At 58.2% G+C, this 11,930-nt stretch carries 10 protein-coding genes; 5 read left to right on the top strand and 5 right to left on the bottom strand.

Going from position 1 to position 11,930, the window contains the following annotated elements:
* Positions 1-69: 69 nt before the first annotated feature.
* From CKV89_RS10610 to CKV89_RS10595, 4 genes are all read right to left on the bottom strand, one after another.
* Positions 70-1,938: an asparagine synthase-related protein gene (locus tag CKV89_RS10610; protein ID WP_161626185.1), complete on the bottom strand. Its 1,869-nt coding sequence runs from the start codon at positions 1,936-1,938 to the stop codon at positions 70-72.
* 18 nt (positions 1,939-1,956) lie between these two features.
* Positions 1,957-2,205: a hypothetical protein gene (locus tag CKV89_RS10605; protein ID WP_034400432.1), complete on the bottom strand. Its 249-nt coding sequence runs from the start codon at positions 2,203-2,205 to the stop codon at positions 1,957-1,959.
* An 87-nt stretch (positions 2,206-2,292) separates the two neighbouring features.
* Complete coding sequence (nadE, locus tag CKV89_RS10600) at positions 2,293-3,240, bottom strand: NAD(+) synthase (RefSeq protein WP_028326645.1); 948 nt, start codon at positions 3,238-3,240, stop codon at positions 2,293-2,295.
* On the bottom strand, positions 3,237-4,472 hold the full coding sequence (locus CKV89_RS10595; protein ID WP_161626184.1) for an AMP-binding protein: 1,236 nt from the start codon (positions 4,470-4,472) through the stop codon (positions 3,237-3,239). Before CKV89_RS10595 ends, nadE begins: the two co-directional genes overlap by 4 nt.
* A gap of 375 nt (positions 4,473-4,847) precedes the next feature.
* Here CKV89_RS10595 and mfd point away from each other — a divergent pair, with 375 nt between their 5' ends.
* The 5 genes from mfd to CKV89_RS10570 all read left to right on the top strand — a co-directional run bounded on the left by mfd (position 4,848) and on the right by CKV89_RS10570 (position 11,463).
* The gene (gene mfd / locus CKV89_RS10590) at positions 4,848-8,495 is read left to right on the top strand and encodes a transcription-repair coupling factor (RefSeq protein ID WP_028326643.1); all 3,648 of its coding nucleotides are present in this window, start codon (positions 4,848-4,850) and stop codon (positions 8,493-8,495) included.
* Positions 8,496-8,642: 147 nt separating this feature from the next.
* Entirely contained in the window at positions 8,643-8,981 is a 339-nt protein-coding gene (locus tag CKV89_RS10585) for a PadR family transcriptional regulator (protein ID WP_028326642.1), read from the top strand.
* Positions 8,978-9,712, top strand: coding sequence for a hypothetical protein (locus CKV89_RS10580; protein WP_028326641.1), 735 nt, complete (start codon positions 8,978-8,980; stop codon positions 9,710-9,712). The genes CKV89_RS10585 and CKV89_RS10580 overlap by 4 nt, the downstream gene beginning before the upstream one ends.
* A gap of 132 nt (positions 9,713-9,844) precedes the next feature.
* Positions 9,845-10,210: an ArsC/Spx/MgsR family protein gene (locus CKV89_RS10575; RefSeq protein WP_034400430.1), complete on the top strand. Its 366-nt coding sequence runs from the start codon at positions 9,845-9,847 to the stop codon at positions 10,208-10,210.
* A gap of 107 nt (positions 10,211-10,317) precedes the next feature.
* Complete coding sequence (locus tag CKV89_RS10570) at positions 10,318-11,463, top strand: hypothetical protein (RefSeq protein ID WP_154657576.1); 1,146 nt, start codon at positions 10,318-10,320, stop codon at positions 11,461-11,463.
* Positions 11,464-11,582: 119 nt separating this feature from the next.
* Here the strand turns inward: CKV89_RS10570 and CKV89_RS10565 are convergent, their stop codons facing one another.
* On the bottom strand, positions 11,583-11,846 hold the full coding sequence (locus tag CKV89_RS10565) for a metal-sensitive transcriptional regulator (protein ID WP_028326638.1): 264 nt from the start codon (positions 11,844-11,846) through the stop codon (positions 11,583-11,585).
* Positions 11,847-11,930: the final 84 nt, after the last annotated feature.

The raw sequence follows: 11,930 nt of genomic DNA, 5'->3' as shown, positions 1-11,930 counted from the left end.
CTCTCACTCGTAAAAGGTGTGGCCTTTCCCATAAAACGGGAAAGGCCACACCTTTTACGTACACCGCGTTCAATCCGCGGCCAACACACCTAAACTCGCAGCCAACAAAAACACCATCGACTCCGACTCCGAACACGTGCCAGCACCCACCGCACGATCAAACCGATCAATCACCCCATCGGTATTAATCAACGCATCCGGACACTGCGTCACCAAACGACGCATATGCGCAGTCGCCTCACTGTCACGCAACACAAACGAGGCATCCACTCGGAAAGCAGACTTCGGGAAACCCAACCCAGCTATCGCAGGGCGCTGGGCCGCAAGGCGGCGCAACAAAGACCGAACCGGCACCTTCCCATCCCGGATCGACACAAACGAAGCCGGATCCCGACGCAACGCATACCGCGCAACCGGCGTCGCCAAATACGCAGGGCGAAGCTCCACGCCCTCCTCCATCCAGGCATGGTCACCCTGGACAGTCAAAAGATACGAGCCAAGCAAATCCCGCAAATCAACCTGACGACGGTCCTCTAACCCAAAGCCCTCCGGCAGCACGGCAGCAGCATCAAAAGCCGTCCGCAACTGCGGGCCAAACAACTCCGCTACCGGCTTCATAATGTCCGCGCGACGACTACCAGCACTGCTCGACAACGCGATCACTGCACGCCAATACGACCTCGCCCATCGCGGACCACGATCGCCACCAAACTCAGGCTCACCAAACTCATCCCACGGCAAACGCTTCGGATCACCAAAAGCACCCGCCCGAGCAGCCAAGATGCGATAAGAGTCGTAACCTCCAAACAACTCATCAGCACCCTCACCAGAAAGCACCCCACGGATACCCTCACTCGCCGCCCGGCGCGCCAAACTCATCATGCCTATCGGGCCCATTCGCACCAACGGAACCCGACGAGTACGTACATACTCCTCAAGCAACGTCACCGCAGCACGAGGACGCAGCATGTGATGAACCAGGTCATAGCCAATAGCCTCGGCAACCTCGACCTGGCGGCCGCGCACAATCTCATCGCCCTCCAGGAACAAAGCCAACCCAGTACGCGCACCCTCATCATGAGCAAGCGTGGCAATGATCGTGGAATCAATACCACCGGAAATAAGCGCCACGATCTCACTCGTAGACCTCATCCGAGCAGCCACCGAATCCCGCATCAACTGCTCAAATTCAGCAAGATCAGCCTCAGACAAAGGCGAAGCATCAAGCTCCTGCCCCTGCGCAGTCACCGCCTCATGCGCTGCCCCGATACGCGCCGAAGGCACAGGTGCCGCCCGATGATCAGCCCACATCCACCGACGCACAGGCGCATCACCCTGCAACTGCACAACCTGCCCCGGCATCACCTGATCAACACCAGCGAACGGAGTACGACCATGCGTCGGCGCCCAATCATGAAGAATCGAAGCAACACCCGACACATCCAAGCCATCCACACCACCGGAAAAGCCGCCAGAAATCTCTGACAACGCCTCCAATGCAGACGCCAAATATGTCGCACCATCCCGCCGCATCACATACAACGGCGAAATCCCAAACCGGTCACGCAACGCCAACACCGGAGCATCAGCCCCCACACGCACCACGGCCGCGAACTGGCCATCAATACGCCGAGCAAACTCCGGACCCTCAGCTCGAACCCCCGCCAGCAGCACTTCGATCTCACTGGCACCAGGCAGCCCAAGCACATCCTGCAACTCAGACAAGTTAAACAACTCACCATTAAAAACAGCCATCCCGCCGTCTTCAGTGAGCAACGGCTGCTGCGATGCGCCCTCCTCCCAGTGGATCAAACGCGTACTCACAGCAGCCAGGCCGCCCTCGACGTGACGAGCTGTCGTGTCCGGGCCCCGGCGCGACAATGCCGCATCTACACCAGGGCTCGGAACCACTTCAGCAGCCGCGTCGCGGACGGCCAATGCAAAACCGCACATACGTCAGAGCCGCTCGTAAGCAGCCTTCATGACCTCCAAGTTGCGGAAGTCCGTGGCCTGCGCTTGCTCAAGAGCCTCTTCATCCACGCCCGCATCCGCGAACGTCTCCAAAATCACCACAATGGACAACGAATCGAGCAAACCATCTTCAGCAAGATCACTCGAGTCACGAACAGCCTGCTCATCATGTGCATAAAAAACGTTGTCCATGAGGTCGGCCTCGACCTCGCTCCAGGGCTTCTTCTCACTCATCAATCAATCACTTTCTTTTACACAAACCACGAAAACATCGATCAAAAACCCAGAGCCAGAATCCAGCCCTAGGGAAAACTCAGACGATCAGGAGTGATCCCACACCCGACTACGAATCTGCAGGTAACGCAACGAAGCGCGCAGTCCCACAGCAGCCTGACGCAGTGAAGCCACTGACCATCCCGGCAACTCATCTACCAACGGCTGCAACGACGCATCATCTGCCAAATCCGCATCAGACATGGTCACAACAGCTGTTAAAACCCCAGCCGGCAGCGCGTAGTAGTAATCCTCCTGAGACTGCTCCAACGCGTACGTATCCGTCGTGGGAGTGCGGTCAATAATTGACTGCGGCACACCCAACTCACGCGCAAGCTCGTACACCTCTTCCTTCGCGCAGTCACCAATCGCGCAAATATCGGCAGCATCGTCCCCGTACTTGACCACAAAACCACTACGCAGCTCATCGCCATTACTGGCACCAACAACCGCATAGTTGAGCCGCTCAGCCTCCGCATACGCAAACAACATACGAGTACGCTGCTTGCGGTTCTGGTAGGCAATGATCGCGCGCAAATCATCCGCGCTCATCCGCAGCGTCTTCTCCGCCTTACCATTACGCGGACCAATCACCACCTGGTAAACCAAAGCACCCAAACGACGCGCCATTGTCGGCGAGGCATTCACCGCATACGCCTGCGTCTGCGGGTCATAATCCGGCTCATACTTGCGGATAATGTCCGCAACTTCATCCTGGCTGAACTGCGCCTCAATCGTCTCAGCGATAGAACGCTCAATAAGCTCCACCCCCGCGCTCTGCGCAGCCTCCTGCACATACCGCTTCGTCTCTGGACCCGTTGCGCGATCCGGCAGATACAACGCCTTCACCCGATCCGCGCCCAAAGCCCGCGCAGCCAAATGCAGCACTGTGCTGGAATCCACTCCACCAGACAGCTGCACCAGGGCACCCTTTTTACTCATCTCACCGAGCTGCCCCACGATCCAGTCGAGGCGATCCTGCAGATTGGAACTCACTTGCCACTCTCCTTGAGCGTCAGTTCGCGGACGAACCTGATATCGAACAAGCCCGCAAGCTTGCCGAATTCGGAATGAAGAGCGCGACGGATCGGACCCGCCCGCTCAGGAGTCTCAGGACCAGGAACAATCTCGACGACAGGAATGTCGTCCCCCGAAACCGTGCCAGGCCTGCTACGAATTTTCAGAACCAGCGGCTGCGCCGCCGCAGCGACAATCTCAGACACCCGCCGAAGATCCACCTTCGTCCCCGCCACATTCAAAACTGAATCAGCCCGCCCCGCATGCCGCACCGACCCATCCGCAGCCACCACCGCCACATCCGAGGTCACTACCTCCTCAGCACCAGGACCAGCAGCCACCGAGGTATACGGCGCTCGCAGGACCCTATCCATCGCGAACTTGCTCGCGACCACCAACCGCCCTACCTCGTCAGCATCCTCGTGCTCTTTAAAAGCCACGCGCATGCTCACACCCGGCAACGCCGAGCCCACCATGCCCTCAATAAAATCAGCAGGGTCGCCATCCCATACAGAAATCCGTGGCCCCATCTCGGCCTGCCCATACATATTGGTCAGCCGCAACCGCGGAAAACGCTCTGCAAGACGAGCCACGCTTGTTGCCGAAATACGACCGCCAGCAACGAAAATTCGCGTTACACGCTGCGGATCCACATCCGCTGAAAGTAACAACGGCATGTGCTGCGGCAACGCATAAATCGCGATATCCCGCACCTGATCCGGTACCTCAGCATCGGCTTGCGTTACCGCCGCGCTCAGGCCAGGAAGCCCCCACACCGCATCCGCGAATGTCACAGGAACGCCAGAGACCAAATGTGAATCAACAATCGACAGGCCATAAGCGAACCGTGGGGGAGGCAACGCCACATAAATCTGCGAATCACTCAAATCCAAAGAAGAAGCAATCACGCGGGCGTGCTCAATAAGCGTTTCCTTCTTGTACACCACGCATGAGGGCGACCCCGTCGAACCGGAGGTGTGGAAGGCCACCAAAGACTCCAACGGTGGTAATGCCTGCTCGCCCTCACCGGTTGACCCCACCACCGAATCTAAGCGCTGCTGATGAGAAGATAAATCTGTGACAAAAAGGGGGTTTCGAGACTGCTCGCGCAGGCAATCCATCACGCGTTCCAGGCCCTCGTATGCTTCGATAGGGCGCACTAAAACCGAGCCGCCTGCAGTGAATTCGCGGGCATAGTTGGATAATGCCACCGAAACTTCCGTCTCAGTGTGGCGTACCAGTACAGACGCATCTTCCCGCATGAACCCCATGTAATTCCCCCCAAAAGCAACGGATCGCGTTCCGTTGTCCCTTCAACTGTATCCACTGGAAAGTCGGTAACACGTGAGTGTGGGTGGCTGGAAAAACACGCTACTTACGGGTAGCTCTGACACACAAGCAAAAGCGTAAATACACCAAATGGGGAATAAGGCCACAGCCACACAAACCAGCCCCACAACACCCCACCCCCCCTACAGTCTGCCCAACACAAGCCACCACCTCGAACCCCACACCCAAGCGACCTATCGTTGAAGACAACACAAACCGCCCCCACGCCACCACACCACCGCGATGGAGCTCCACACATGACCCTCACCGCCGTCGTAGACCACCTCCGCCGAGACCGAGGAGTCACCCAAGCACTCGAAGCCTTCACCCAAGGCGAACCCTTCGTCGATATCACCATCGCCCCCGGTGCACGCCCCGCCCTCCTGGCGGCCCTCGCCCACGCCCCTGAACGCACTGGCCCACTCGTAGCCGTCACCGCCACCACCCGCGCCGCCAACGACCTCAACGACGCCCTCCATGCCTACCTGCCCAACGCATCCATCACCCAATTCCCCAGCTGGGAAACCCTTCCCCACGAACGACTCAGCCCCCGAAGCGACACCGTAGGCACCCGACTCTCCGTACTGCGCCGCCTCGAAAACCCCGACCCCGACGGTCCCCACGGCCCTATCGACATCGTCATCGTCCCCATCCGATCCCTCCTGCAACCCATCGCTACCGGCCTGGCCAACCTCGCCCCCGTCTACCTCCACTGGGGAGAAGGACGCCCCCTCACCGACGTCGTCGACGCCCTTACCGCCGCCGCCTACACCCGCACTGACCTCGTTGAACGACGCGGCGAATTCGCCGTTCGCGGAGGCGTTCTCGACGTCTTCCCACCCACCGAACAACACCCCATCCGCATCGAATTCTTCGGCGACGAAATCGAAGACTTGCGCTACTTCAAAGTCGCCGACCAACGCAGCTTCCCCGCCGTCAGTGACGCAGCCCGCCCCGCCGCCATCAAAGCAGGCATGGTCCCCGCCCACCTATGGGCACCGCCCTGCCGCGAACTCCTCCTGACCGACACCGTCAAACAACGCGCCCTAGACCTAGCCAACAAACTCCCCGGCATCACCGACATGGTCGAAAAAATCGCCGAAGGCATCGGCGTCGAAGGCATGGAATCCCTCACCCCCGCCCTCGTTGACGGCATGGAAACCTTCCTCGATGTCCTCCACCGCGTCGGCGGAGCCCACATCCTCCTGCTCGACCCCGAAAAAATCCGCACCCGCGCCCATGACCTCGTCGCCACCAGCGAAGAATTCCTCGACGCCAGCTGGTCATCAGCATCAGGCGGCGGCAACGCCCCCATCGACCTGCGCGGCATACTCGACCAAGCCAGCTACCACTCCCTAGCCCACACCCGCACCGCCGCACAGCACGCCAACATCCCCTGGTGGACCCTCACCTCCTTCACCAACGACCCCGACACCGCCACTACCGTCGAAGACAACTTTGGCGACGACGCCAACACCACCTACCTACGCACTGACACCCACGAAACCCCCGACTACCACGGCGACATACCCAAAGCCACAACAGACCTCGCCACCTGGACCCACGAAAACAAACTCATCGTCGTCACCACCGCAGGCAAAGGCCTAGCCGAACGACTCTCCGAAGTCCTCACCAACGCAGACATCCCCGTCCACATCGACGCCTCCGGAACCGACAACCGCACCGGCCTAGTCCACGTCACCAAAGCAGACATCACCGAAGGCTTCACTGCACCCAGCGCCGGCATCGTCCTCATCAGCGAAACAGACCTCATCAGCGGCAAAGGGCGCCGCGCCACCGGCGGCACCACCAAAGACATGCGCAAAATGCCCTCCCGACGCCGCCGCCAAGTCGACCCCCTCTCCCTTAAACCCGGCGACCACGTCGTCCACGAACAACACGGCGTCGGACGATTCATTGAAATGACCCAACGCACCGTCCAAGGCGCAACCCGCGAATACCTCCTCATCGAATACGCACCCAGCAAACGCGGCGGCCCCGCAGACCGCCTCTTCGTACCCACCGACCAACTCGACCAAGTGACCGCCTATGTCGGCAACGACGCACCCAACCTCAACAAACTCGGCGGCTCAGACTGGAGCAAAACCAAAACCCGCGCCAAAAAGCACGTCAAACAAATCGCCGGAGAACTCGTCCGTCTCTACAGCGCCCGCATGGCAACCAAAGGCCACGCCTTCGGCCCAGACACCCCCTGGCAACGCGAACTCGAAGACGCCTTCGCCTACGTCGAAACCCCCGACCAACTCTCCAGCATCGACGAAGTCAAAGACGACATGGAAAAAGAAATCCCCATGGACCGTCTCATCTCCGGCGACGTCGGCTACGGAAAAACCGAAATCGCAGTCCGCGCCGCCTTCAAAGCCATCCAGGACGGCAAACAAGTCGCCGTCCTCGTACCCACCACCCTCCTAGTCCAACAACACTTCCAAACCTTCACCGAGCGCTACGCCCAATTCCCCGTCAACGTCAAAGCACTTTCCCGATTCCAAAACAAAAAAGAGTCCGACGAAACCATCGCCGGACTCGCCGACGGAAAAGTCGACCTCGTCATCGGAACTCACCGACTCCTCTCCTCCACCGTGCGCTTCAAAGACCTCGGCCTCGTCATCATCGACGAAGAACAACGCTTCGGCGTCGAACACAAAGAACAACTCAAAGCCATGCGCACCAACGTCGACGTCCTAGCCATGTCCGCCACCCCCATCCCACGCACCCTCGAAATGGCCGTCACCGGAATCCGCGAAATGAGCACCCTCGCAACCCCACCCGAAGAACGCCACCCCGTGCTCACCTTCGTCGGCCCCTACAACGACAAACAAGTCGCCGCAGCTATCCGCCGCGAACTCCTGCGCGAAGGCCAAGTCTTCTACGTCCACAACAGAGTCTCTGACATCGAAAAAGTCGCAGCCCACATCCGCGAACTCGTCCCCGAAGCCAGAGTCGAAACCGCCCACGGCCAAATGGGCGAAGCACGACTAGAAAAAGTCGTCGTCGACTTCTGGGAAAAAGAATTCGACGTCCTCGTCTGCACCACCATCGTCGAAACCGGACTCGACATCTCCAACGCCAACACACTCATCCTCGACCGCGCCGACAACTTCGGGCTCTCCCAACTCCACCAACTCCGCGGACGCGTCGGACGAGGCCGCGAACGCGCCTACGCCTACTTCATGTACCCCACCGGCAAACCCCTCACCGAAACCGCCCACGACCGACTCGCCACCATCGCCGCAAACACCGACCTCGGCGCCGGCATGCAAGTAGCCATGAAAGACCTCGAAATGCGAGGAGCAGGAAACCTCCTCGGCGGTGAACAAGCCGGACATATCGACGGCGTCGGATTTGACCTCTACGTCAGACTCGTCGGAGAAGCAGTTGCCGAATTCAAAACCGGCGAAATGGACGAAGCCCCCCGCGAAGTCAAAATCGAACTACCCGTCGACGCCCACATACCCCACAACTACGTCGCCGAAGAACGCCTACGCCTCGAAGCCTACAAACGCCTCGCCGCCGTCACCGACGACATCGAACTCACGGCACTCATCGAAGAAATTGTTGACCGCTACGGCCCCTACCCCGAACCCGTCGCAAACCTCATCGAAGTCGCCAAACTCCGCACCGTCGCCAAACGCGCCGGAATCAGCGACATCGGCATCCAAGGCAACATGATCCGATTCGGCCCCGTCGACCTCAAAGACAGCCAACAACTCCGCCTCACCCGCATGTACAAAGGCACCACCATCAAAGCAGCCGTCCGACAAATCCTCGTCCGACGCCCCATGACTGCACCCATCGGAGGAACGCCCCTCAAAAACAAAGAAATCCTCGCCTGGACCACCGAACTCATTCAGCAAATCTTCCTCGACGCCCCCACTAGCCGCTAAACCACCGCTGCCCTTTGAAAACGACTCAGACAACCTCAAAGGGCAGCGAAACCACACAACACACATTCGGCTCCCTTTGAGGTGCTGCAAGGAGCGACTAAGCCGCTCTAGATAGACAGACCTACTAGGTAGTCATACTATCTAGATATGGCCGATCAACCCTGGCCGAGCGAATGGCTCCGCGGACTGCTGTCACTAGCGGTGCGAAGAACCCTTCTCGAAGGCCCCACCTACGGGTACGCAATCTCCACCGCCCTGGCAGAAGCCGGATTCGGTGACGTCAAAGGCGGCACCCTTTATCCCCTCCTCAGTCGCCTCGAAGCCTCAGGCGACATCACCAGCGAATGGCGCCAAGGCGACAACGGTCCCGGCCGCAAATACTTCCGCCTCACCCCCGATGGCGAATCCCGCTTCCAGCAAGAAGCCACCAAATGGGCCGAATTCGCCCAACATACAACCCGCTTCATCAACAAGGAGGCCACATGAGCACCACCGATGCAGACAAACAATGGATCGATGACTTCGTCACCGAACTGCGACTTCATGGCGTCAATGGCACAGCCATCGGCGACGCCCTAGCAACTGCCACCTCATATGCCACAGAATCCGCAGAAAGCCTCACCGACGCCTTCGGAGACCCCCGCACCTACGCCCGGGAATTGCGATTTCGCCCTGACCAAATGGACACAAACACCCTCAGAAGCTGGATGCCTATCATTGCACCCATGGCGTGCGGCATCCTTGCCGTAGCTATAGGGCCAGAAACCGCGCGCGCAGCAAAACTCAACAGCGATGTAATCGTCACATGGGGGCATCTGACCGGGTTTTCCCTCCTGGCGCTCCTCATCCTCGCCACCGCAGCCCTAACTCAACCTCTACGCATCATCATCGAGCACCCCATACTTGCCACCCTCGTTCTCAGCGGCTTCTTTGCCGGTATTGCTGCCCTCATGGTCATCCTCAACAACCCCGCGTTCGATATCCCGATCGCTATTGCTGCCGTCCTCACCGTGGCGATGCTCGTCACGCAAATCACACTCGAACTGCGCAATCGCACAGCAGTAGCTGACCCAGTCATCAACCCCCTCACTAACAAAGACCACTTCGATGACGGCACCCCCAGTGCGCGCAGAATCAACCACGCCCTACGTCTCCAGCCCTGGATCTACACCCTCGCCACTGCAGCCCTGGTTGCCCTGAACTGGGCCACTGCCTAAACGGCATCTATCAGGCACAAAACCGCGAGCTCACCACAGAGGCCACAAAGCCGGAAACCTCAAAGGCACACCACAGCCCCTGACAGGCCAGATCCTTGAACCAATCAACAACAACAAGGTAAAGACGTGACTATGGAAAACACGATCCTGCACAACCCCCGCTGCTCCACATCCCGCCCCGCACTGGCAGAACTAGAAAACGCCGGCATCAAACACGACATCGTCCGCTATCTCGACACCCCACTCAACAAGCAGCAAACCCTAGACCTCCTCAGCAAACTCGAAGACGCACCCGCCGACCTCATCCGCCGCGACAACACCTTCACCCAGCTCGGTCTAAGTGACAACGACATCGACACCGCCCAAAAAGTCGCTGCCCTCATCGCCAAGCACCCCGCCCTCATGCAACGACCTGTCCTCATTGCCGCTAACCGGGCAATCATCGGACGCCCCAAAGACCGCGTACCCGCATTCATCGCCGAAATAACACAGCCCTGATCTAATCACCTGTCGCCTTAGACGCAGATAGAGGAGATGGCGGTTACCCTACGAACATTAGGGAAAACCTTCCGCGGCTGCATAGCCATCTTTCTAAGGAAAAACTAATGAGGCGGTACGAAATTAAGAGACCGCTGACACCTAATGTGCTCATTCAATCGTGTGGACTGGCATTGATACTGTCTGGTTGCGGTGTCGCCCAAACAGGAGGACCTAAGCCAGCAACAGTGGGAATAACAACAGTCACCTCGCCAATAGATGAAGGCAAAAGGAGAACGCAGCTTCAACTGCTTGACGACACTGGAGCGCTGGTCGACTCAATCGACATGAATAAAGGCGTATCGCCACCCATAGCTACCTCAGGAAAAACTGTATGGGCTGCTAGCGATGAGGCGCTATTCAGCTGGACAAAAGGGCAGAAGAAACAGATCCCCTACCCTGTCCCTTCAGCTCGACCCGTGGGACTTTGGGAACGACGCGGGGGAGGGGGCACAGTACTTCTAGATCTCGGAGCCAAAGGCGACCTGGAGTCATACAGACATTTAATTCTTGAAATAGATGGCAGCGGAAAAATCATTTCGCAGATCAATCTCAAAGCGATGGTATGGGCCGCTGGTATCTGCTCAGATGAGATGGTTCTAGTGACGTCTACAGCCAACGGGAACCCTGGGGGGATTCCGTATCAAATCACTCGCATCTCTCGAGTAGACAACGAAGCCCCCAGAAAAACTCCCCTGCGACTGCAGAACGGGGTTAATGTTGAACCTGGAGAACTCGTTTGTCGAAACAACAGGGCTGCCGTTGCCGCCAGTCGATCTGAAAAAGGCGGAAAACGGCAGGAACAGGGAGCGGTAATAATCGAACTTGAAAACGTCAAAGCGGCCTATATATCGATTAAAGATATGCAAGGGAATTTGTACCTAGGTAAGGGCTTAGGTGGAAAAGGTGCCGCGTGGACTACTGAAGGAATTATCCGTCCTGAATGCGACGGCCGACTGGGGAAAACTGATCCACTTACAGGAAAAACCTCTTTCAGTCACCCGTTAATTAAAGAAGTCAACGCATCATCCAACATCACCATCAGGGAAGACAAGGTATTTGTTGTTGATTGGCCCGAAGGGGAAAGCCCCTCCCTGTCTGTACTTGACGTGAACTCACTGCACCCAAGGCAGCCAACCGTAAACCTGGAAGGAATCTCCTCGGTTGGGTGGTTCATTGGACGCGCCGTTGGGTCATCTATCACTCTCCGATAGAACCGCGTCACGGCCGAAGCAAGGCTCGCTGGCGCAAGGGAGGGGAGATGAGGATCAGAGTGCTCCGTGTTTTACGGCCAGCTCTTCAAAAACAACAGGGGTAGATGCGCCGGAAGCGGTCAGGCTAGGGAGAGGAAAAGCTTCTCCAAGGCGGCGAAATCAGCTTCACGATCAGGGTTTTCTTGGCTCATGCATTTCTGAAGCCCAGTGGTGATGATGGTGAACCCGGCCCGGTCAAGAGCACTACTGCATGCAGACAACTGAGTCACGATGTCTTTGCAGTCTCGCCCCTCCTCAATCATGCGGATCACCGCAGCGAGCTGACCATGAGCCCGACGCAGGCGCTTAAGAGCAGGGTCCAATTCAGCAGGTTCGAGGATCAAAACAGCCCCTTACAGATGCAACAGAAATGACACCGGTACCACTGCAAAGTACCCCAATGGGTATCGAATGTAGATACCCCGCGG

Source organism: Dermatophilus congolensis, assembly GCF_900187045.1.
In the GTDB taxonomy this organism is placed as follows: domain Bacteria; phylum Actinomycetota; class Actinomycetes; order Actinomycetales; family Dermatophilaceae; genus Dermatophilus; species Dermatophilus congolensis.
This window is presented reverse-complemented; position numbering and strand designations above follow the sequence as displayed.